This is a genomic window from Burkholderia sp. Ac-20344 (assembly GCF_017104975.1).
GTDB lineage: Bacteria > Pseudomonadota > Gammaproteobacteria > Burkholderiales > Burkholderiaceae > Burkholderia.
In genome coordinates this window covers 1-21,275 of sequence record NZ_JAAGPP010000150.1, presented here as the reverse complement: position 1 = coordinate 21,275, position 21,275 = coordinate 1, and the positions used below count along the sequence as shown (strand labels likewise).

The 21,275-nt window shown below is 65.8% G+C and carries 18 protein-coding genes and 1 tRNA gene; 6 read left to right on the top strand and 13 right to left on the bottom strand.

Annotated features, from left to right (window positions below; all coding sequences use genetic code 11):
- On the bottom strand, positions 1 to 569 hold a 569-nt coding region (locus G3N64_RS32450), incomplete at its 3' end, for a c-type cytochrome (RefSeq protein WP_205787813.1).
- Positions 570 to 820: 251 nt separating this feature from the next.
- On the opposite strand from G3N64_RS32450, the gene G3N64_RS32445 reads away from it, so the two are divergent.
- The 3 genes from G3N64_RS32445 (at position 821) to G3N64_RS32435 (ending at position 4,887) form a co-directional block, all read left to right on the top strand.
- Positions 821 to 896, top strand: a tRNA-Arg gene (locus tag G3N64_RS32445).
- Positions 897 to 1,097: 201 nt separating this feature from the next.
- Entirely contained in the window at positions 1,098 to 2,735 is a 1,638-nt protein-coding gene (locus G3N64_RS32440) for a TIGR04222 domain-containing membrane protein (protein WP_205787812.1), read from the top strand.
- A 211-nt stretch (positions 2,736 to 2,946) separates the two neighbouring features.
- Complete coding sequence (locus tag G3N64_RS32435) at positions 2,947 to 4,887, top strand: tetratricopeptide repeat-containing glycosyltransferase family protein (protein WP_205787811.1); 1,941 nt, start codon at positions 2,947 to 2,949, stop codon at positions 4,885 to 4,887.
- A gap of 91 nt (positions 4,888 to 4,978) precedes the next feature.
- Here the strand turns inward: G3N64_RS32435 and G3N64_RS32430 are convergent, their stop codons facing one another.
- The 10 genes from G3N64_RS32430 to G3N64_RS32385 all read right to left on the bottom strand — a co-directional run bounded on the left by G3N64_RS32430 (position 4,979) and on the right by G3N64_RS32385 (position 15,627).
- Positions 4,979 to 5,710: a class I SAM-dependent methyltransferase gene (locus G3N64_RS32430; RefSeq protein ID WP_205787810.1), complete on the bottom strand. Its 732-nt coding sequence runs from the start codon at positions 5,708 to 5,710 to the stop codon at positions 4,979 to 4,981.
- Positions 5,711 to 5,714: 4 nt separating this feature from the next.
- Complete coding sequence (locus tag G3N64_RS32425; protein ID WP_241021318.1) at positions 5,715 to 6,500, bottom strand: phytanoyl-CoA dioxygenase family protein; 786 nt, start codon at positions 6,498 to 6,500, stop codon at positions 5,715 to 5,717.
- A gap of 24 nt (positions 6,501 to 6,524) precedes the next feature.
- A complete protein-coding gene (locus tag G3N64_RS32420) occupies positions 6,525 to 7,055 on the bottom strand; it encodes a GNAT family protein (protein ID WP_205787809.1) in 531 nt (176 codons plus the stop codon).
- Positions 7,052 to 8,023 carry a hypothetical protein gene (locus tag G3N64_RS32415; protein ID WP_205787808.1) on the bottom strand — a complete coding sequence of 324 codons (972 nt, stop codon included), beginning with the start codon at positions 8,021 to 8,023 and terminating at the stop codon, positions 7,052 to 7,054. The genes G3N64_RS32420 and G3N64_RS32415 overlap by 4 nt, the downstream gene beginning before the upstream one ends.
- Positions 8,020 to 8,721, bottom strand: a complete 702-nt coding sequence (locus G3N64_RS32410; RefSeq protein ID WP_205787807.1) for a WbqC family protein — start codon at positions 8,719 to 8,721, stop codon at positions 8,020 to 8,022. Before G3N64_RS32410 ends, G3N64_RS32415 begins: the two co-directional genes overlap by 4 nt.
- Before the next feature lie 2 nt (positions 8,722 to 8,723).
- A complete protein-coding gene (gene vioA, locus G3N64_RS32405; protein ID WP_205787806.1) occupies positions 8,724 to 9,869 on the bottom strand; it encodes a dTDP-4-amino-4,6-dideoxy-D-glucose aminotransferase VioA in 1,146 nt (381 codons plus the stop codon).
- Between the two features lie 26 nt (positions 9,870 to 9,895).
- Positions 9,896 to 12,262 carry a tetratricopeptide repeat protein gene (locus tag G3N64_RS32400; protein ID WP_205787805.1) on the bottom strand — a complete coding sequence of 789 codons (2,367 nt, stop codon included), beginning with the start codon at positions 12,260 to 12,262 and terminating at the stop codon, positions 9,896 to 9,898.
- A gap of 250 nt (positions 12,263 to 12,512) precedes the next feature.
- Positions 12,513 to 12,812 (bottom strand): flagellar protein FliT, encoded by a 300-nt coding sequence (locus G3N64_RS32395; protein ID WP_205787804.1) that lies wholly within the window; start codon positions 12,810 to 12,812, stop codon positions 12,513 to 12,515.
- A 25-nt stretch (positions 12,813 to 12,837) separates the two neighbouring features.
- Complete coding sequence (gene fliD / locus G3N64_RS32390) at positions 12,838 to 14,340, bottom strand: flagellar filament capping protein FliD (RefSeq protein ID WP_205787803.1); 1,503 nt, start codon at positions 14,338 to 14,340, stop codon at positions 12,838 to 12,840.
- A gap of 132 nt (positions 14,341 to 14,472) precedes the next feature.
- On the bottom strand, positions 14,473 to 15,627 hold the full coding sequence (locus tag G3N64_RS32385; protein ID WP_205787802.1) for a flagellin: 1,155 nt from the start codon (positions 15,625 to 15,627) through the stop codon (positions 14,473 to 14,475).
- Positions 15,628 to 16,109: 482 nt separating this feature from the next.
- On the opposite strand from G3N64_RS32385, the gene rpsU reads away from it, so the two are divergent.
- On the top strand, positions 16,110 to 16,322 hold the full coding sequence (gene rpsU, locus G3N64_RS32380; RefSeq protein WP_006401410.1) for a 30S ribosomal protein S21: 213 nt from the start codon (positions 16,110 to 16,112) through the stop codon (positions 16,320 to 16,322).
- A 151-nt stretch (positions 16,323 to 16,473) separates the two neighbouring features.
- Here the strand turns inward: rpsU and G3N64_RS32375 are convergent, their stop codons facing one another.
- On the bottom strand, positions 16,474 to 18,597 hold the full coding sequence (locus tag G3N64_RS32375; protein WP_205787814.1) for a TonB-dependent receptor: 2,124 nt from the start codon (positions 18,595 to 18,597) through the stop codon (positions 16,474 to 16,476).
- Between the two features lie 226 nt (positions 18,598 to 18,823).
- Here G3N64_RS32375 and G3N64_RS32370 point away from each other — a divergent pair, with 226 nt between their 5' ends.
- Positions 18,824 to 20,065, top strand: a complete 1,242-nt coding sequence (locus G3N64_RS32370) for a PepSY-associated TM helix domain-containing protein (RefSeq protein ID WP_205787801.1) — start codon at positions 18,824 to 18,826, stop codon at positions 20,063 to 20,065.
- Between the two features lie 97 nt (positions 20,066 to 20,162).
- Here G3N64_RS32370 and G3N64_RS32365 read toward each other — a convergent pair whose 3' ends face one another.
- Positions 20,163 to 20,765, bottom strand: coding sequence for a DNA-3-methyladenine glycosylase I (locus G3N64_RS32365; RefSeq protein WP_205787800.1), 603 nt, complete (start codon positions 20,763 to 20,765; stop codon positions 20,163 to 20,165).
- Positions 20,766 to 20,907: 142 nt separating this feature from the next.
- Between G3N64_RS32365 and G3N64_RS32360 the strand changes: the two genes are divergently transcribed.
- Positions 20,908 to 21,275, top strand: a 368-nt coding sequence (locus tag G3N64_RS32360; RefSeq protein WP_346778851.1) for a BadF/BadG/BcrA/BcrD ATPase family protein, incomplete at its 3' end; no start/stop codon positions are given.

Below are 21,275 nucleotides of genomic sequence, written 5' to 3'. Positions count from 1 at the left end.
GCGCTCGCGGCGTCGGCTGCGCCCGATGCGGCTGCGGCGCCGCTGGCGGCCGGTGCCGCGTTGGCGGCCGGCGCGGCCGGTTCGGGGAAGTTCGCGCCGTCGTTGTTCGCCATGTAGACGATCGCACGGGCGATTTCATAGTCGCTGACGTCGTCGGGGCTCGTGCCGCCGCGCGGCGGCATCGCACCCTTGCCGGCCAGGGCCGTCTTCAGCAGCGTGTCGAAACCTTGCGAGATGCGCGGCGCCCAGTCGTCCTTGTTGCCGAACTTCGGCGCGCCGGCGGCGCCCGTGCCGTGGCAGGTCACGCAGACGGCCTTGTAGACTTCCTCGCCGGTCTTGTATGTGCGGGGCGCGTTGGCGTCCTTCACTTCGACCTTCGCGAGCGGGGCGACACGTGCGGCGACCTGTTCGTCGGATAGCGCGTCCGTGCCGGCGCCGGCACGGAACGCATGGTTCGCGTAGTTGGCGAACAGGACGATCAGGATGATCGGAATCGCGAACGACGCGATGATGACGGCAATCAGCTGCCCGGGGGTTTTGACGGGAGATTCGTGGGGTGCTTCGCTCATGCTTGCCTCGTCTCCATGAATAGGAATTGTGAGCGCGGTGCAACGGCAAATGGCAGTCCAATGAAGCCCGGTCGATTATAGACGGAACGTTTACATCACGGCGAGCGGCGCGATGGCGCGTGTTTACCCGCACGCAGCGCGGCCCGGCGGGGATTCGTCGGGCAAGGTGGACGCATCATGGGAAACCGGGTATCCTTGCCGTCTTGCCAATCGTGGGCGGCCTGTATATTGGGGTCGCTTCACTGTCTCACGCGCCCGTAGCTCAATGGATAGAGTACTGCCCTCCGAAGGCAGGGGTTGCTGGTTCGATCCCAGCCGGGCGCGCCAAATTGCCTGATTCCAGGCACCGAATTTCCCGATCCGTTTTCCTGAAGTCGTCCAAGCGTAGCGTCACCGCGCGGCATGGCATCGTCATCTCCCGCACCGTTCCCACGCTATTCCGCCGCCTCGCCGTTGTGCGAGAATCGCCCGCAACGACAACTCCAAGCGACGATCGCGGCGGCCGTCCGCGCATCGTGCCGACTCCCGATGGCTGCCATCCCGTCTACCTCGACCGCAGTCGATGTCCGCGCGCTGACCGATGCGCAGCAGGCGCTGCTCGCGCGTCTGCACGCGTATTCCCCTGACGATCCGAACGCGCCGCTGCCGTACAGCCGGCGCCTTGCCGAAGCAGAAGGCTGGTCGCATGCGCACGCGCTGGCGGTGATCGACGAATACAAGCGCTTCGCGTTTCTCGCGCAGGCAGCCGGACACCCGGTCACGCCGCCGGTCGCGGTCGATGCCGCGTGGCATTTCCATCTGCAATACACGCTCGAATACTGGGACGTCTTCTGCGCCGGCGTGCTGCGCGCGCGGCTGCATCACATGCCCGGCACGGGCGCGCCGGACGAGGCCGCCGTGTACGCGCAGCGTTACCGCGATACGCTGGACAGCTATCGCCGGCTGTTCGGCAGCGAGCCGCCCGAGTCGATCTGGCCGTCGCCCGTCGGCCTGCGTGACGCATCCGGATTGCCGCAGCCGGAACCTTCAGCCGTGAGCGCGGACGGGAATGCGGAGTCGCCGGCCGTGCCGCCCGCAGGCAGGACCTGGCGCGACCGGCTGCCGAAACTCGCATGGCCGGCCGCGGCTGCGAGCGTCGCCGCGACCTGCGCGTCGGCGCAGGACTTCAACGTGCTGAACTACACCGGGCCGCAGTTTCTCGCGTTCTATGTGCCGGTATGTGTCGTCGCGTTGTTGCTGATCGTGGCGCTTCAGGGTATCGAGTTCCGGCGCCGCCGCTGGGGCGGGCGCACGCGCAAGGCGTCGGCCGACCTGAGCGCCGACGAAGTCGCCTACCTCACCGGCGGCGAAGCACGGGTCGCCCAGGTCGTGACGATGTCGCTCGCGCATGCGGGCGCGGTCGACCTGCGGACGGTCCCCGGACAGGGCGGCTACGTGCAGATCGCCGACGCGGATCGCGCGGGCCGGCATGACGACCACTGCGCGTGGCTCAAGGAGCGGCCGTCCGGCACCGTGCGCTACGACGTCTTTCGCGAGCGGCTCGCCGGGTATGCGCAGGAGGTCGTCGACGGGATGCGTGCGCAAGGCTGGCTCTGGGCGCCCGGCGAGATGCGCGCGTCGCGACTGGCCGCACGCGCAATCGTGCTGCTCGTGCTGGGCACCGGTGCCGCGAAGCTCGCGGTCGGCTTGAGCCGCGGGCGGCCCGTGCTGCTGCTCGCCGTCAGCATGGCGGTGTTCGCGGTCGCATACAGGATCATCGCGCGGCGGCTGACCGGTTTCGGGCGGGGCGGAGCGACGGCTGCCGGGCGGGCCGCGCTGCTCGCGCGCCGGATCGCGCACGATCCGCGGGCCGCGCGAAACCCGCCACCCGATGCGCAGGCAATGCAACAGACGCAGGATCGTGAGCGCGGCGATCCGGACCCGTTGCTGTGGACTGCCGCGCTGTTCGGCGCGGGGGCACTGGCCGGCACCGCTTGGTCGGTGTATTCGCAAACCGTACAGACCGCGTCGCGGCTTTCGTCGCTCGCCGCCGCGAAAGCGGGCAGCGGCAGTTCGTTCGATGCGTCGGACAGCCGTTGTTCGTCGCCGAGCGACAGTTCGTCGAGTTCGTGCAGTTCCAGCTCGTGCAGTTCGAGCAGTTGCGGTGGGTGTTCGTCGAGTAATTGAGCGCGGGGCGAGGGCCGCCATGGGCGGCGCTGAGCGCCCTATCGCGTGAACAGCCGCGGCGAATGGGCTCAGATCGAAGCATCGCGCACGTGGGTGATTCTGTAACCTGTCAATCGACGCTATCCGCGCCGAAGCGGCCGTCCGGGTGCGGCGCGGCCCGCGTATGCCGCGCCGGCCGGACGCGACGCCCCGCCGCTTTGCCCAGCCGCCCATGACAACACTTGATTCCGACGAACCCGCATCGGTTCAACCCGCCGCGACCCTGTGCCAGAACGGGCAGTTCGCCGATGCACTGTCGCTCGTCGCGCCGCTGCTCGACCGGCCAGCGCCGGCCGTCGCCGCGCAGCACATCGCGGCCGTCTGCGCGCTCGGCCTGAACCGGCTGGCCGATGCGGAAGCGTGGTGGCGGCGCGCGATCGACGCGATGCCGGCGTTCGAGCCGCCGTACGACGGCCTCGGCGCGCTGCTCGTGTCGCAAGGGCGCCTGTCCGACGCCGAGGCGCTTCTGCGCCGGCAGCTCGCGTCCGTCACGCCGTTGCGGGCGTCGCACCATCACCGGCTCGGCAAGGTGCTCGAAGCGCGCGGCCGGCTCGACGAAGCCGAACAGGCGCTCGGGCAGGCGCTGCTGATCGAGCCGCAGTCGGCCGACGTGCTGACCGATCTCGGCAACCTGCTACGTGTCCTCGGCCGGCAGGCCGAGGCGGAACTCGCGTGCCGGCTCGCGATTGCCGTGCGCGCCGACTACGTGCTCGCGCACGCCAATCTCGGCGCGATCCTCGTCGACATGCAGCGGCTGCCGGAAGCGGAAGCTGCCAGCCGTCAGGCGCTCGCGCTGTGCCCGGATCACCCGGAGGCGCACTACAACCTCGGCGTCGCGCTGCAGAATCTCGATCGCCTGCCTGAAGCGGAAGCGGCCTATCGCAATGCGATCCGTTGCCGCCCCGGCCTGCCGCAGCCGCACAACAATCTGGGCTGCGTGCTGCGCGCACAGGGCCGCCACGACGAAGCGATGGCCGTCTTCGCCGAGGCGTTGTCGCTCGCACCGGACATGGCCGAAGTGCACTACAACCTGGGCACCACGTTCGCGCACGCCGGCCGCCACGACGACGCCGAACGCGCGTACCGCCGCGCGCTCGATCTGCGTGCGGACTATGGCGATGCGCGTTTCGGCCTGGCGACGCTGCTGCTCGGCCTCGGCCGGTTCAACGAAGGCTGGCGGCGCTACGAATCGCGCTACGAGCAATCGGCATTCGTGCACCGCCGGACCCGCGAGGTGTTGTCGTGTGCGCAGTGGCAAGGCGAGCCGCTCGCCGGCAAGACGCTGCTCGTCTGGCAGGAAGATGGCCTCGGCGACATGCTGCAGTTCAGCCGCTACTTTGCGGAATTTCGTGTGCGGAATGCTGTGCGCGTGGTGTTCGCATGCCAGCCCGCGCTGCATCGGCTGATGGAAACGGTTGAGGGCGTCGACGCGGTGCTCGATCACGAGGCGGCGACGGCGCAGGCGGCGCGATTCGATTACTGGACGAGCCTGTTGAGCGCGCCGATGCATGCGGGCACGACGCTCGACACGATTCCGCCGCCGGTTCGACTCACGTCCGATCCGGCCCGCGTCGCGCGCTGGCGCGCACGCCTTGATGCACTGCCGGCCGGCCCGCGCGTCGGCCTCGTGTGGAAGGGCAACCCGAAGCATCACAACGATGTGCACCGCTCGCTGCCGTCGCTCGCGTTGCTGACGCCGCTATGGAGCGTGCCGGGCGTGAATTTCGTGAGCCTGCAGAAGGGGCAGGGCGAGGACGAGGCGCGCCGGCCGCCGGGCGGCCTGCCGTTGCTGCACCTGGGCTCGGAGATCGACGATTTCGCGGATACGGCCGCGATCGTCGCGCAACTCGATCTCGTAGTGTGCGTCGATACGTCCACCGCGCATCTGGCCGCCTCGCTCGGCAAGCCTTGCTGGGTGCTGCTGCCGAATCAGGACGTGGACTGGCGCTGGATGCACGACCGCGACGATTCGCCGTGGTATCCGGGCACGGTGCGGTTGTTCCGGAGAGGGCGCGACGAAAGCTGGATCCAGATGGCCGAGCGCTTGCGCGGGGCGTTTGCCGCGCATTTCAGTGCGCTTGATTCACTTGCGGCGATCGGCGGCACGCGTTGACTTCGACGCGTCGCAGATCTGCCGCAAGCCGGGCAAGCGGGGATGTGTGATCAACTCGCCGAGAATCGGGCGGCATTGTGCAACGCTCGATTCACTCGCCCCGTCCGCATATGCCGTAGACGCTTGAGCAAAGATCTGGATAGGTGCGCCCCAGCTCAAAGCACCCTTCCAGATACGTGTCCGAAATGATTCCCGCGGCGAGTGCCGCATCAATCTGGAAATTCGCAAGTCCTTTGAAGAGGACACCGCCAGAGGTTTCCATGTGGAGGCCTGCTGCTCGAAGGTCGGCGCGCAGCGTGTCGAGCGAATAGGTAATGCGGTGGCCGTGCGCTGCTTCCGCCGGGGTTACCGCCGCAGCGTGCTCGATTAGTCCCATATGCACGGCGATCTGCCGTGATGCGGCGTGAGCGTTCGGAACGGCAACGAACAATCTTCCCTGTGCCGATAGCCACCCGCGGACACGGCGCAGCACGTCCACCGGATGATCGAGGTGTTCGAGCGTATGAATGAGGAAGATGTTGTCGTATTGCCGCGCCGGCTCGAAAGTCTCGAACGTCGAGTGATGAAAGGTTACTGCTCCGCCCGTGATTTTCGAAGCGGCCGCCACGCAATCGGCCGATGCCTCGACTACCTCCAGATCCGGGAAGCGTCGCGCGGCCAGGCGCGTGAAATTGCCTTCGAAGCAGCCGAGTTCCAGCGCGTTGCCGCTCACGAAAAACGGCGCGAACGTCCGGATCATGAATTCATGCATCCGGTAGTCGAAGTCGTAAGCGTAGCGATGCTCAGGGTGGTCCTTCGCCTCGGAGTCGTAGTCGCGGGTCATGAGGTCAATCCTGTCCACGTTGATAGAAGCGCCGTTCGACCGGCACGTAAAATTCTTCGAGCGATTCGGGCACGCGTGCATTGAAGCCGATCACCTGACGCAGCCAAGTACCGTGGTGCTCCAGATTCTGATAGCCGAGCAGTCGAGGGTAATCAAGTTGCGGCTTGAAGAACGGGCTCGTGAAGGTGAGTGTAAGCGCGCGACGTGGTGCGTCCGTCTCATTGTGTCCGCCGGCGTGCCACAACCGGGAATCGAAAAGCAGCAGCGAGCCCCGCTTGCCGGTCGCACGTGACGCCTGTGCATAGAACCGTTCGTCGTCGGGCTGCTCGGTGATTGCCTGCGAGCGCGCCAGTAACCACGTCGCGCCATTGTCCACTGTGAAGTCGTCGAGCATCACGAGTGCATTCAACATGAAGCGCCGGTCTTCCGAGCCGAAACGAATGTCGCGATGCACGTTCTTGACGTATGCGTGCGTGTCGCGTTCGTTGATGACGCCGCCGTACGAATTGAGGACGAATTTGCCGCCGAAGTAGGCGTGAAACAGCGATTCGAACGGCTCGAATGCGGCCAGCAGCGTGATGTAGCACGGATCGTCGGCGAGCAGATGATGTAGTGTGCCGCTCGCGTCCGCTGCGACGCCGTTGCGTTGCCGAATTGCGTCGCGTAACGCGAGCGACGGGCTCAGCGCGCAGCACAGCATGTCGGTCAATGCCGTATCGAACGCGTGGGGTATAACGGTCCAGCCGGCGCAAGACAGCTCGGCTTCGTGGCGGGTATCGATAGGTGTCATGCTCGTTGACGGGAAAAGTTCGATTCAGCGACTCGTCGGCCGCTCGCATGCGAGGATGGCCATCGGCACGACGTCGACATGACGTCCGGACTTGAAGGCGGCCTGTCGCTGTAGTCCTTCGACCAGGAAGCCCACCTTCTTGTAAAGCGAGATTGCGTGCGTATTGGATGCCAGAACGGTCAAGTGCAGGCGGTGCAGGTTGAGATCGTTGAAAGCATGGTCAAGCGCAAGGCGGGTTGCTTCTGTCCCGACGCCGAGGCCGCGTGCGGTTGGCTCGCCGATCTGGATCGCGAACTCCGCATTGCGACTGACCCAGTCGATATCGAGCAGGTAAACGACACCGATTGCCTGTTGCATTGTCGAGCTGCATATGGCGAGACGCACGTTCCTTTGGCGGTTTGCCAGGTATGCATCGAACCACTTCTCGTCAACTTCGGCATTCACATGGCGGAAGGGGCTGCCGAGCAGGTCGACGAGGTTTCGATCCGCACGCCAGGCATTCAGTACCGGGAGGTCGGTGCGGTCGAGCTCACGCAAGGTGACGGTGGTTTTCATTGATTGCACTGCTCCAGAATCTGGTCGACCAGCGGTTTCAGTCGTTCCGGCGATAGGCGTTGGTCGCACGGGACGAACAGCGTGTCATACGGCAGATCGCGCTCGAATTCCGGCATGTCGGAGGCGGGTGGCAGATCGGGCCAGTACGTCGCGCTGTAGATGCGCAGCGTGCGCCATATGTCGCGCAGCCCGTGCGGTGCACCCAGGAACGGATAGCAAAGCGGCGCGCAATCGGTCGCGTCAGTTGGCAACAGGCGGTTGCGGGAGCCGAGGCACGCATGCAGATAGCGGAAATTGGCGATACGGCGCGCGCGCACGTTGTCGTAGTCGATGCCTGCGAGCAGCCGCTGCGTCAATGCAGACATGCGTTGCGGTTCCTGCTGTTGCAGGCTTGCCTCGGCCGCTGCGAAATCGGCATAACCGGCCTCTGCACCGGCAGCCATTCTTATCAGCAGGTGGCGGCAGCGCGTGAGCGAGTCATTGTCGATGCGTTCCGGGAGGGCAACGTGCGCTTGCGAAACGAGGTAGCCGCCGTCAGGCACGCCAACGAACTTGCGGGGAGAATAGACGGTCGCCAGACAGTTGCGTGGGGCGGAGAAGAACGCATGAGCGTTATCAATCACGACCTGCTTCCGCGGGTGCCGGGCGAGCACGTCGTCGACGTGGCGATCACATACACCAAAGTAATTCACGTACAGGAGCCACTCGTCGTCGCCGAGCGAAATGGTCGGGCAACTAAGGTCTCGATTCAGTGCGTAACGCCGGATTGGCGTGCCGGCAACCCGCAACGGTTCGATCATGCTGTCGCATAGGTACCATGGCGCCCAGACGGCTGATGGCGTGTGGGTGCGCAGCAATGCGAGAAACGCCGCGCGTGCGGATTGGAAGCGCATCGCGTCGCGATACCACTCGTGCCCGCGGTCAGGCCATTCCAGAGCTAGGTAACCACCGATCGCGTCGTCGATCATGCAGCCACCGTGTCGGTTGCAAGCAACGTGCGAATGGCATCGACGCGGTTGAACATCAGTACATCGATGATCGACAGATTTGGCACGAACGGCGTATCGAATTGTGCGTACGATCGGGTTTCGGGTGCAATGAACGCAAGGTCGATGTCGGCCTCGATAAACGCGGCGCGATCGTAAAGGGTCCGGCCGCCTGGCGCGTTGACGTACAGTCTGGCACCCTCGCGGAGGCATATATCGATTACGCGCGCTTGGCCACGCAGCATCATGTTGTCGTACCCGGACGACGTGGCGACGAATTGGGTATCGATGCCAAGATAACCGCAGGTCTCGGTGACGCTGTGCGACGCAAGCTGCCCGATTGTATCGGTATCTGCCGACAGCACGCGCTCGACGAGTCGGATCACAGGTCCATATTGTGGCGCACGCGAATAGGCGTGATGCAGCATTGCGAGCAGTTTGGGCATCCAGCGATCCCGAGGCTGGATGCGTACGCTCAGAATGGGGCACGATGAACTGGCACCGTTCAGCGGAACGGTGAGATAGTGTGGCGTGCCTCCGAGCAGAATGCGGTTTCGGTTGATCCAGCCGTTCTTGATGTACGTTACGTCGTCGTAAAATACGAAGCGATCGACCGATGCCGCGAGCTGAAAGTAGCCGAGATACGGAAACAGATACGGCTGCATGATCGCCAGGCGCACGATCAGCGCTCCGCGATGACGCCGACGATGCGCAGCAGATCGTATTCCGTCAATGCGGGATAGATCGGCAGGCACAGCACCTTCATCGACGCCTCGGCGGCCACCGGTAGGTTTGCACGACTGGCGGACGGCAGGCCGCGGTACATCGGGAAGTCCGAAATCAGCGGATGGAAATAGCGACGTACATAGATGTCTCGGTCGCGGAATTTCGCGTATAGCGCGTCGCGGCTCAGCGGATATTCCGACTCGACCAGGATCGGGAAATAGGCATAGTTCGCCGCGATTTCGCCAGTGTCCGTCAAGCAGTGGATGCCCGGAATATCCTGCAGCAAATCCCGGTAGCGGGTGTCGATCTCCCGACGGCGGGCCAGCGCGTCGTCGATATGTCGAAGCTGCAGCAGCCCGAACGCCGCGTTCACTTCGCTCATTTTTCCGTTGATGCCGGAAGCTACAACCGTAACTTCGTCGACGAATCCGAAGTTTTTCAGATGGTCGATGCGCTGCTTCGTTTTCGCATCGGGGCAGATGATGGCGCCGCCCTCAAACGTATTGAAGACCTTGGTCGCATGGAAGCTGAGAATCGACAGGTCGCCATGTTTCAGCACGCTACCGTCGCCGGTTCGAACCCCGAACGCGTGCGCAGCGTCGTAGATCACGCGGAGGTTGTAGTTGTCGGCGATCTTCTGGATCGCATCGACGTCGCACGGATGCCCATAGCAATGCACCGGCATGATTGCGGTCGTCTGTGGCGTGATCGCCGCCTCGATTTTTGCCGGGTCCAGATTGAGCGTATCCGGATCGACATCGACGAATACCGGTTTGATGCCATTCCAGAGGAGCGAGTGCGCCGTCGCGACGAACGAATAGGGCGTTGTGATCACTTCGCCGGTGATGCGCAGCGCTTGCAGCGCGGTGACGAGCGCCAGAGTGCCGTTCGCGAACAGCGACAGGTGTGGCACGCCGAGATACTCGCACAGCGCGCGCTCGAATTGCTGGTGGAACGGCCCGCCGTTAGTCAGCGTGCGGCTCTCCCAGATCTTCTTGAGATACGGCAGGAATTCTTCGAGCGGCGGCAAGTGCGGTTGCGTGACGTAAATGCGTTCGTGCGGCAGTTGCGCGACGGATGACGCGGGCAGGCTGGCGGTCATGATGGTTTCTCGATCTGACGTGAGGTTCAGGCTCGTGCCGCGGCCTGTGCGCTAGCCGTGTCGTCGAACAGCGGCGTGTCGAATGCAGTGGCAGGTTCATCTGCGCACCAGCGGGTCCACATCGTGCGCAGCGCCGACGACAGTCCGGCCGCAACGACAGCCGGCCGGAACGCGGCGGATTCCGCGCAGCGTGCTCGCAGGCCGGCGCGAAGCGCCTGCAGCGCTGCGGTGTCGTGGCCGAGCGCCAGCGCCTTCGCGACGAAATCGTCCTCGTCCGTCGCGATGTACGCGTCGAGCCCGACGTGCTGCAGCCAGCCGGCACTGCCGCGCCCGGCCATCGTTGCGCCGGGGATCGTCACGGTTGGTACGCCCATCCATAGTGCGTTCAGCGTAGTCGTCGAACCGGTGTACGGGAACGCGTCGAGACAGAGGTCGACGCCGTGATGCTGCTGCATGTAAACGGGGATGTTCGAGCGCCGGTGGAACGTCAGACGGCTGGCGTCGATGCCCGAGGCTGCGAACCATTCGGTCAGCGTTTGCTGGTCGCCGTCGCTGCCGATCGCGCCGAGCGCCATGCGCGCGGTCGGGTCCGCGTGCAGCACGCGCGCCCAGACCTCGATCACGTGCAGGCTCAGCTTGTTCAGGCGGTTGAAGCTGGCGTAGGTCGTATAGCCGTTGTGCAGCGCTGGCAGCACATTGACGGGCGGGCAGTTCGGCGGAGGCATGAACGGCGCGATCGCGGGCAGCCGCACGATCTGCTCGACGAACTGGTCGTCGAATGCACCGTACGGCGCGACGAAGCGGTCCGTCAGGTAGTAGTCCATCTTGCTCATGCCGGTCGTGCCCGGATAGCCGATCCACGATGCCTGCAGCGGCGCGGGTTTGCGCGCGAACGTGACCAGGCGGTTGCGGCCGGTGTGGCCGGAGAGATCGATCAGGACGTCGATGCGATCGTTGCGGATCTGTTCGGCAAGCGCGGCGTCGCCCAGCATCGTCACAGGCCGCCAGGTCGTAGCGTGCGCGCGCAGTTTGGCGGTGACGTGATCTTCGATTACATAGTTGTAGTAGAAGTGCAGCGACAGATTCGGGTCGCGGCTCAAATGTTCGATGACGGGCAGCAGATAGTGTGCGACTGCGTGGTTCAGCAGGTCGCCGGACACGAAGCCGATCCGCAGCGGGCGCTCGGGATCGCGCGAATTGGCGTATTTTTTCGGCAGCGCGTGCCGTTCGTACCGTTTGCCGAATGCGCGATGTTCCTTGAGCAGCATCTCCGGCGAATGGGTGTCGTCGTGAATCAGGCTGAACAGCATCGAACTGTGCGACACGAAGTCGTTCGGATCGGTTTCGATGGCGCGCCGCAGCCACGGAACCGCTTCCTGCGCGGCGCCCTGGTCCAGCAGCACGAAGCCGAGTGCACCGTTGGCCGATGCCGAATGCGGTGCCAGTTCGACGGCACGCCGGCAAGCCGCGACGGCTTCCTGCTGGCGCCGCAGTCCGTGCAGCGCGATGCCGAGGATGCGGTGCGCCTCCACGCTCGTCGGTTGGGTGGCAATGATCACGCGGCACTGGATCTCCGCTTCCTGGAGCCGGGTCATGAGCCGCAGCGTATCCGCGAGCAGCGTCCGCAGCAGGAGGTCGCCGGGCAGGCTTTCGAGTGCGCGATAGGCGATATCGATCATCTCGGCGTATTGCAGGTCCCGGTACAGCGAGACCGCCAGGGCGCGCAGGCACGCCCCGTCGTCCGGATAGTCGGCGACGAGCTGGCGAGCGAGCGCGAGTGCTTCTGCCGATCGCTTCTTGTCGAAGAGTGCGGCGTGCTTCTGCAGTTTGTGCAGCGGCGCCTTGCGCACCGGTTCGGCGGGGGCGTCCCCTTTACCGCTTTCGTCCGGTTGAGGCCGGGGCTGGGACGAAATGTTCAGGGTGATGCCGGCCGCGCTGTCCGGGACGCCCGGGCCCGCGGCGGGCGCCGTGGGGAACGTCACGGTGGGCGTGGCCATTTGCGAAATCAGGCCGTCCAGTGCGGGGCCGTGTACGCCACGTTGCTGAGCCATTTCGACGGCGACCCATGCCGCGGGCATCTGGTCTGCGCGGTACAGCGCGTTGATGTAGCCGACCCAGCATTGGCCGTTGTCCGGATTGGCGCCGAGCGAGATCTCGAAGTGGGGAATCGCGTCACCCGCCCGCCCCGCGTCGGCCAGCAGCACCGCGAGGTTGTAGTTCGCTTCCGCGTGTGCCGGGATGGCGTCGAGAATGGCTTCGTACAGTGCTTTCGCATCGTCGAATGCGCCGTCGTGGTGGCGCGCGATGGCATTCTGCATGACGAGCGCGATATCTTGCTCGAACTGCTGCTCCGGGCTGAGCGGGGTGCGATCGGTCGAGTCGAGTGGGAGCATGGCGGGAGACGCGGTTGTTCGATGTTTGCCATTATCGGCAACGGGCGTTCGCGCCGAATGTGCGAGATGGCGCCAAAAGCGCGGCCAATTCCGCCGATTGAGCAAGCGTCGCGCGGCCGGGCGGTGGCGTGCCGGATGCAAAAAAACGCCCGCACGAGGCGGGCGGAGGCGAACGAGCACGCCCTCACATCAGCGTGTAGTTCTTGTTGTCAGGTTGGTGCGCCGGCAGTGGCGCGGAGCCAGGTGCGCGTCAGCGGCTCGCGACGCTCTGGTACTGGCCGACGGCCTGCACGCGGCCCATCGCCGCCTGGTATGCGTCGGTCAGCGCCTGCTGCGCGCGTTGCGCGTCGGCGAAGATGCGTTCGTTGCTGGCCTGGATCCGGCGGACCGCGGCGATGCCGGCCGGCGGCTGGTCGGCCGCGAGCGCCGCGACGAGCGGCTCGCGCATGTCGACGAGCCGCGCCGCCTCGATCCAGTCGGCCATCGTGGCCGCATGTTCGATCGCGTCGGTGAGTGCGTCGAGCTGGGCGATCAGTTCGGTCTGTTCCATCGTGGCTCTCCTGTCCGGCTGGCGATCAGCTCTTGTTGCTCGACAACGCGCCGGCGCTGTTCGTGCCGCCGAACAGCTGCGTCAGGTACTGCGAGTTGCTGTTCATCGTCGCCATCAGCGTGTTGAGCGCGGTGAACTGCGCCTGGTACTGGCTGGTCAGCTGCGCCGCGTAGTTCGACAGGTTCGTTTGCTGCGTGGTGACGCTCTTCAGGTCGTTGTTGAGCGCCGTCGTGCGTGCGGCGATCAACCCGTTCGTCTGCGTGTAGTTCGTGATGTCGGCCGTCAGCTGCTGGCCGATCCCGTTCGTCGAGTTGAACAGAGACGCGACGCCGGTCGGGTTGCTCTGCAGCGCAGTGTTGAGTGCCGAGCTGTCGACCTGCAGCGTGCCGTCGGCCTGCAGCGTGACGCCGATCGACGCGAGGTTGACCGTCGAGCCGTTGCTTTTCACGCCGCTCGCGACGACCGACGCGAGCGCGTTGCGGATCGTGTTCAGCGTCGAGTCGCCGAGCAGCGGGCCTTGCGACGACGCGCCGGACGTGAAGCTCGACAGCGAGCCCATCGTCGTGACGAGCGTGTTGTAGAGCGTCACGAAGTTGTTGATCGTCGAGGCCTGGCTCTTCGTGTCGGTGGCGACCGTCAGCGTCTGCGTCGAGCCGACGGCGGCCGAGGTCAGGTTCAGCGTGACGCCCGTGATCGTGCTCGACACGGTGTTGCTCGCGCTCGTCGCGGCGATGCCGTTGATCGTGAACGTGGCGTCCTGTGCGGCCGTGCTTTGCTTCCAGGCGGCGCTGCCGTTCGCGGACGTAAAGGTCGACTGGCCACCCGTCGTGCTGGCCGTCGACGTGACGCCGAGGCTGGACAGGCCGTTGTCGCCGGATACGTTGCTGACCGCGACGCTGATCGCGTTCGCTGCGCCCGTCGGCGTCGAGCTGAGCACGAGGTGCGCGCCGTCGCTGCCGTTGACGACCGACGCGACGATGCCCGGGTTGCCGGTCGTGCTGTTGATCGCGGCGGCGATGCCGGACAGCGTGTTGTTGGTGCTGTCCACGTTGACCGTGAACGACTGGCTGCCGAGCGACAGTGTCATCGTGCCGGTGCCGAGCGCCGTCGACCCGCCGAACGCGGCCGACGACAGCGACTGCGACGTCGCGATCTGCGTGACGCCGACCGAATAGCTGCCGGCAACGGCGCCGGCGCCCGCGGTGGCGGTCAGGCCGGTGCCGCTCGCGGTGGCGGTGAAGGTGTTCTGCAGCGAGCCGTTCGACAGCGTCGTGAGGCCGGCCTGGAGTGCGCTCAGCGCGGCCGAAAGGGCGCCGTACGCGGAAATCTGGGTGTTGTCGCTGGTCTGCTGCGCGTTGAGCGCGGCGGTCTGACCGGCGGTCTTCGCATTGACGAGTGCCGTCACGAGCGAGTTGACGTCCATCGACGAGTTGCCGGTCGAACCGCTGATGATCGATTGGGCAGCTTGCTGCAGCGCGCTGTTGGCCGAGTTGTTGGCGGCGGTGACGGCGGGATTGATCGTCGACATCGTAGTGCTCCGTGCGGCGGGTGATCCGTGAAATGCGGGGTGAAGACCTGGCGGCGGGGCGGGGCCCCGCGCGCCAAGCGCTTGCGGCCGGGCCGCGCGTCATGCGGGGCCCGGCCGTGGGTTGCTACGCGATTACTGCAGGAGCTTCAGGACCTGCTGCGGCAGCGAGTTTGCCTGTGCGAGCACCGAGATGCCAGCTTGTTGCAGCACCTGGTTCTTCGACATGTTCGCCGTTTCCTGCGCGAAGTTCGCGTCGGTGATCTGCGACTGTGCCGACGACAGGTCGGTCGATTCTGCCTGCTGCGCCGTTGCGATTGCCGTGAAACGGTTTTGTGCCGCACCGAGTGCTGCCTGCACGTTGTTCACCGTTTGCAGCGCGTTGTCGATCGACACCATCGCGACGTTCGCACCGCTGACGGTGCTGATGTCGAGGTTCGATACGGTCTTCGGCGTGTTGACGGCGTTGATCTGCGCGATCGCGTTGTTGATTGCCGTCAGCTGTGCCGCGGTGGTGCCGGCGCCCGTTGCGCCCGATTGCAGCGACAGTGCGCCGACTGCCGTGCCCGTGCCTGCCGTCGCGTTCGAGCCGAACACTGCCGTTGCTGCGGCCGACGTGATGGCCTGACCGTTCTGGTCCGAGAACGTGTAGCCGCCCTGGCCGTCGGAAGTCACGTTGATCGCGGTGATCGCTGCGCCCGAGCCGGTGTACGCGCCAGCTGCCGTGAGCGACAGGCCCGTGACCGTGCCGACCGTCTGGCCCTTCTGCACCAGGCCGCCGCCGATCTTCGCAGCCGACATGCTTTGGCTCAGGTCCAGCGAAATGGTCTGGCCGACGTTCGCACCGACCTGGAACGACACGATGCCTGCCGAGCCGTCGAGAATGTTCGTGCCGTTGTACGTCGTTTGCGACGCGATACGGTTCACTTCCTGGATCTGTTGCGCAACTTCTTGCTGCAGTGCTGCCTGGTCGGTCGTGGACATCGTGCCCGTCGATGCCTGAACGGCCAGCTGGCGGATACGCTGCAGGCTGTTCGTCAGCGACGACAGTGCGCTCGATGCCGTTTGAATCATCGACACGCCGTCGTTCGCGTTCGACACGCCCTGGTTCAGACCGTTGATCTGGGTCTGCATCCGGGTCGAGATCGCGAGGCCTGCTGCGTCGTCTGCCGCGCTGTTGATGCGCTTGCCCGACGACAGGCGGGTGATTGCCTGCGACAGGGCGTTCTGCGAGCCGTTGAGGTTCTGCTGTGCAACCAGCGAGTTGATGTTGCTGTTAATTCCGAGCATGGAAAATCTCCTGTTTAAGCCGAAAGCCCTGGAAAGCCGTTTTTGGCGTCGGCGGAAGCACTCGTTCATTGCTGGCCGCCTCAGAGCAGGATTTCGGCGCACCAAAACAAAACTTGAGGGGCGCGTTGAGATTCGGCCCGATTTTTTATCCTTCTTTGTCATTTCGGGCGGGCCCGGACACGCAGTCGTTCGCCTGTGCACACGCGATCGACAAAAGGGTGGTTTTGTCTGTGATTCCCTGCTATGATGGCGGGCTGAATTGAGATTTCTGTCAAGCCTCTGCCGTTATCGGCATGTCTGCTGGCAGTCAAACGCGGCGCTGCACGCGGCTGTGAAGCGTACTCGCGGTGCTTTCCGCCTCTCTTTTCCGGCCTCCGAGGCCGTATTTCCGCTCGTTTCGCCTGTTTGTGGGGACGCTCGGATGGCCGGTGCGTGGCGCTTGGCCGCTACGTTTTTGACCGTTTAAGCAATTTAGGAACGACATGACGACGATTCTTCTGAAAGAAAACGAGCCGTTCGAAGTGGCGATTCGCCGCTTTCGCCGTGCTATCGAAAAAAATGGCCTGATCGCTGAACTGCGTGAGCGCCAGTCCTACGAAAAGCCGACCGCAGTCCGCAAGCGCAAGAAGGCAGCAGCCGTCAAGCGCCTGCACAAGCGCCTGCGCAGCCAGATGCTGCCGAAGAAGCTCCACTAAGAGCGTCTGACGGTTTGCCGCGAAACGGCGGAGCGTGCTTCGAAAGAAGCCGCTCCGCCGTTTTGCTTTTGGGGTCCGGGAAAATCCCGAGGCCGCTGCGGTGCGGCCGTTCCGGCCGATGGCCGGCGGCTTGCGACCGCCGGCTCGCCGTTCAGAAGTCGATCTTCGCGCTCAGGCTCACCGTGCGCGGGTCGCCCGGCTTCACGTAGTCCGCGTACTGGTATTCCCAGTAGCGGCGGTTCAGCACGTGGTCGATCGACGCGCGCAGCGTCACGTCGTGGCGGCCGACCCGCGTCAGGTAGCGCGCGCCCGCATTGACGACGAGAAAGCCCGGCGCGTCGAGGCCGCCCGCCGCACGCAGCGGCGTCGCACCGGTGAATTTCGCATCGATGCCGAGCGTCAGCCCCGGCACGCCGGGCACCGCATAGCCGATGTCGCCGGCGAGCACGAAACGTGGCGCGCCCGCGACGCGGTTGCCGTTGTTGCCGATCCCGTTCGCATACCACGCGTCGAGCAGCATCGCGTCGACGCCGGCGTTCCAGCGTGTGCCGAATTTCGCGCGCGCGCCGAACTCGATCCCCTGGATGATGGATTCACCGTCCTGCACGTAGACGTTCGCGGCGTTCGCATACTCGGCGCTGCGCTCGATGCGGAACAGCGCGGCCGTTGCGCTCCAGCGCGCGTGCTCGCTCTTGATCCCCAACTCGTATTGCTTGCTGCGCAGCGGCTCGAGTACCTGGCCGGCGTTCGCGTAGACGTCGTTCACGCGGCTGCCGGGCTCGAGCGATTCGGCGTAGCTCGCGTACGCGGTGGTGGTCGGCGCGAGCTTGAACATCACCGCGAACGTCGGCGTCACGACGCCGTTTTGCCGATAGCCGGGATCCTCGGCGCCGCTCGCCTGGAACGAGCGCTGCTCGTAGTTCATGTAGCGCACGCCGGCGAGCACCGACCAGCGCTGGGTGAGCTGCACGGTGTCGCTCGCGAACAGCGATTTCTGCACGATCTCGCTCGTGCGGTACTGGATGAAGCCGTGCGGGCTGTCGTAGCGGTACGGGTTCGGCGCATACAGGTTGCCGGCGCCGAGCGGCACGAACACGCTGTTCGCCGAATAGTCGTTCGCCTGCTTCTGCCACGACGCGCCGACCACGATCTGGTGGCTGAACGGGCCCGTGCGCACCTTGCCCTCGACCATCGCGCGCCACTGGCTGAAGCGGTGATCCTCCATCCCGACGTAGCGGCTGTCGGTGTAGTTGCCGGCCGCGTCCTGCAGGTACAGCGTGCTTTCGTTGCGGCGGCGCGTCGCCTTGCTGTAGCTGTACGCGACGTCGAGCTGCCAGTCGGGCGCGAGCTGGTATTGCAGCCCGGCCGTATAGAGCTGCAGGTTCGTGTTCAGGTACTGGTCCTTGCCGCCGAGGTTCGTCGTGCCGCCGCTGATCGTCGCGGGCAGCGCGCCGCCCGGATAGCTGCCGGTGAAGATCGACGGCGTCTGGCCCGTCGTGCGGCGGTCCTGGTACAGCGCGCCGAACGTCACCGACAGGTCGCGCGTCAGGTTCGCCTGCAGCGCAAGCGATACGCTGTCGCGGCGGATGTTGCCGTCGTTGTACGTCTTGCCTTCCTCGTGCGTCGCGTTCAGCCGCGCGCCGAACATGCCGTTCGGCCCGAAGCGCTGGCCCAAATCGACGTGCTCGGTCCACACGCTGGTGCTACGGTAGCCGATGTCGACGCTGCGCACGGGTTCGACGCCAGGCTGCTTCGTCACGTAGTTGACGACGCCGCCGGGCGTCACGAAGCCGTACAGGAAACCGCCGAGCCCCTTCAGCAGCTCGACGCGATCAAGCTGTTCGTACGGCATCGTGATCCCGTACGTGACGAACGGCAGCCCATCGATCTTGTAGCCGTTCTGCCAGTCGAGCTGCATGCCGCGCACGGTCATGTAGCTGGCCCACGCGCTGTACGCACCGCTGTTGTCGGACACCGATGCGTCGTTCGCGAATACGTCGCCGAGCTTGTACGGCTGGCGTGCCTCGAGTTCCTCCGACGTGACGATCGTCGTCGAGAACGGCGTGTCGAGCTGGCGGCGCGTGCCGAGCGCGCCGGTGGAGATCGTGTCGGTCAGGTGCTGCGGCGAATCGTGCGCGGCCGTGACGTTGACGGCCGGCAGCACCGTGGCGCCGCCGGGCGAATCGTCCGCGTGCGCGAGTGACGCGGCAAGGCAGGCGAGGGCGGCGGCCACGCGACGTGGACGGACGGGAGGGCAGGTGCGGCTGACGGTCATGGCGGGCAAGTAAAAATGCGAGTAAGAATCATTCGCATTGAGATAAAATGTTGCGCATCGTATCAAAACCCGTCGAACGCGCAACAATTCCATGCCGCGTGCAAGGGCATCCGGCCTCGCCAGTGGCGGCCGGCCGGCTCGTGCGCGGCGCCTGACCTCAAATGACCTGCATTCCGTTGAACCGTGGCCGCTCGTGCCGGGCCGTTTTCCCTTCGCCGTGCCCGCGATGAATGCGTTCCTGCGACCGTTTCTCGTCCGCCTGCATCGCTGGTTTGGCCTCGCGATTGCGCTGTTCCTGTTCGTCGCGGGGCTTACCGGCGCACTGATCGCATGGGACCACGAGCTGGATGCGGCACTGAACCCGGACTTCTATACCGCCCGCAGTCGTGCGGCGCCGCTTGATCCGCTCGCGCTCGCGGCGCGCATCGAGGCCGCCGACCCGCGCGTGCAGGTGACCTATCTGCCGCTCGCGATCGAGTCGGGGCACACGCTGCAGGCGGGCGTGATGCCGCGCACCGACCCGGCAACCGGCCAGCCATACGCGCTCGATTTCAGCCAGATCGCCGTCGATCCCGCGACCGGTGCGGTGCAGGGCCGCCGCGAATGGGGCGCGCTGTCGGTCGCGCGGCTCGACCTGATGCCGTTCATCTACCGGCTGCACTACTCGCTGTTCCTGCCGGTATACGGCGGGATCAACTTCGGGTTCTGGGTGATGGGCGTCGTCGGCATCGTGTGGGCGATCGACAGCCTGATCGCGCTGGTGCTCGCGTTTCCGAACCTGAAAAGCTGGCGCAAGTCGTTCGTGTTCCGCGTGCGGCGCGGCGGCTATCCGCTGGTGTTCGACCTGCACCGCTCGGGCGGCGTGTGGGTGTGGGGGCTGCTGCTGGTCGTCGCGGTCACGTCGATCTCGATGAACCTCGCCGTTCCCGTCGTGCGGCCGCTGGTATCGCTGGTGTCGCCGCTCGCCGAGACGCCTTACACGAATCCCGAACACTTCCCGCCCGCCCCGGCGGGCAGCACGATGCTGCCGCGCGAGCGGATCGTCGAGATCGCGCGCTCGGCCGGGCGCGACGCGGGGATCGCCGCGCCGCCCGGCGCGCTGCTGTTTGCGCCGGCGATGAATGCGTATGCGGTCGGGTTCTTCACGCCCGGCAACGACCACGGCGATGTCGGGCTCGGCAACGCGTGGCTGTACTGGGATGCGGTGACCGGGAAGCCCGTCGCCACCCAGGTGCCGGGCCGCGGCTCGGCCGGCGACCTGTTCATGCAGGCGCAGTTTCCGCTGCACTCGGGGCGGATCGCCGGCGTCGCGGGCCGCGCCGCGGTGAGCGTGCTCGGCATCGTCATCGCGATGCTGAGCGTGACGGGCATCTGCATCTGGGTGAAGAAGCGCAGCGCCCGCGTGCGGGCCGCGCGGAGCGCGCGATCGGTTGCGCCGGCGCCGGCGTCGTCGCGCGCTGCGAGGTGAGTGGTTGCGCGTCGCGCAACGCTTCGTGAGCGGCGAACGGGCGGCGTAACCGGCGCAGGGCCGCGGTGAACGATGGGCCCGGCGGGTGCCCGCGCCGTCAGCCCGCCTTGCGCCGCCGTGCCGGCTGCTTGCCGCCGAGCGCCGCGCATTGCGCGTGGCACGGGCAGCCGGCCTCGTGATCGTTGACCATGCCGGTGGCCTGCATCAGCGCATAGCAGATCGTCGAACCGACGAACTTGCAGCCGTACGCCTTCAGCGCCTTGCTGAGCGCGTCGGACTGTTCGGTCGACGCGGGTGCGTCGCGGTACGACTGCCACGCGTTCTGGACCGGCGTGTCGCCGACGAACGACCACAGGAACGTGGCGAGCGACCCGTGCTCCTCGCGGATGCGCTGCACGGCGCGCGCATTGGTGACGGCCGACTCGACCTTCGCACGGTTGCGCACGATGCCGGGGTTCTCCAGCAGCTTCTCGATGCGCTTCGGCGTGAAGCGCGCGACCGCATCGACGTCGAAATCCGCGAAGGCGTCGCGATAGCCCGCACGCTTGTTCAGGATCGTCGACCACGACAGCCCGGCCTGCGCCCCTTCCAGGATCAGCATTTCGAACAGGTGGCGATCGTCGTGCGACGGCACGCCCCACTCGGTATCGTGATAGTGAGCATCCGCTTCCGTCTTCACCCAGTTGCACCGCTGCGACATCGTCCGCCTCGTTTTCAGTGTCGATTCGATCGTGTCAGCATAGCGGAAGCCCTTTTTGCGGAACAGCCGGCCGAACGGCAGATGGGCGCGCGGCGCCGATCCGGTTAAGCTGGGCGCCTGTTCGAATCAGCGGGATGAAGGCATGGCGGCATTACTTTTTGCGATCGGCATCGACGGCGGCGGCACGGGCACGCGCGCGGTGCTGGCCGACCGGCACGGGCGCGAACTCGCGCAGGGGCGCGGCGGCCCGTCGGGGCTCGGGCTCGGCATCGAGCGCGCATGGGCATCGATCGGCACAGCCTGCGCGGACGCGTTCACGCAGGCCGGTCTCGCATTCGACTGGGCGCAATGCGCGCTCGGCTGCGGGCTCGCGGGCGTCAACAATGCGGCATGGCTCGCCGCGTTCCGCGCGCAGTCGCCGCTCGATGCGCTCGCGGTCGAGAGCGACGCGTATACGACCGTCGTCGGCGCACACGGCGGCGCGCCGGGGCTCATCGTCGCGCTCGGCAA

Coding starts and splice junctions, on each gene's coding strand:
- G3N64_RS32370 (WP_205787801.1), top strand. CDS start 18,824: ATGAATGCGTTCCTGCGACCGTTTCTCGTCCGCCTGCATCGCTGGTTT.
- G3N64_RS32435 (WP_205787811.1), top strand. CDS start 2,947: ATGACAACACTTGATTCCGACGAACCCGCATCGGTTCAACCCGCCGCG.
- vioA (WP_205787806.1), bottom strand. CDS start 9,869: ATGACCGCCAGCCTGCCCGCGTCATCCGTCGCGCAACTGCCGCACGAA.
- G3N64_RS32415 (WP_205787808.1), bottom strand. CDS start 8,023: ATGATCGACGACGCGATCGGTGGTTACCTAGCTCTGGAATGGCCTGAC.
- G3N64_RS32395 (WP_205787804.1), bottom strand. CDS start 12,812: ATGGAACAGACCGAACTGATCGCCCAGCTCGACGCACTCACCGACGCG.
- G3N64_RS32430 (WP_205787810.1), bottom strand. CDS start 5,710: ATGACCCGCGACTACGACTCCGAGGCGAAGGACCACCCTGAGCATCGC.
- G3N64_RS32425 (WP_241021318.1), bottom strand. CDS start 6,500: ATGACACCTATCGATACCCGCCACGAAGCCGAGCTGTCTTGCGCCGGC.
- G3N64_RS32440 (WP_205787812.1), top strand. CDS start 1,098: ATGGCTGCCATCCCGTCTACCTCGACCGCAGTCGATGTCCGCGCGCTG.
- G3N64_RS32365 (WP_205787800.1), bottom strand. CDS start 20,765: ATGTCGCAGCGGTGCAACTGGGTGAAGACGGAAGCGGATGCTCACTAT.
- G3N64_RS32420 (WP_205787809.1), bottom strand. CDS start 7,055: ATGAAAACCACCGTCACCTTGCGTGAGCTCGACCGCACCGACCTCCCG.
- G3N64_RS32375 (WP_205787814.1), bottom strand. CDS start 18,597: ATGACCGTCAGCCGCACCTGCCCTCCCGTCCGTCCACGTCGCGTGGCC.
- G3N64_RS32385 (WP_205787802.1), bottom strand. CDS start 15,627: ATGCTCGGAATTAACAGCAACATCAACTCGCTGGTTGCACAGCAGAAC.
- fliD (WP_205787803.1), bottom strand. CDS start 14,340: ATGTCGACGATCAATCCCGCCGTCACCGCCGCCAACAACTCGGCCAAC.
- rpsU (WP_006401410.1), top strand. CDS start 16,110: ATGACGACGATTCTTCTGAAAGAAAACGAGCCGTTCGAAGTGGCGATT.
- G3N64_RS32400 (WP_205787805.1), bottom strand. CDS start 12,262: ATGCTCCCACTCGACTCGACCGATCGCACCCCGCTCAGCCCGGAGCAG.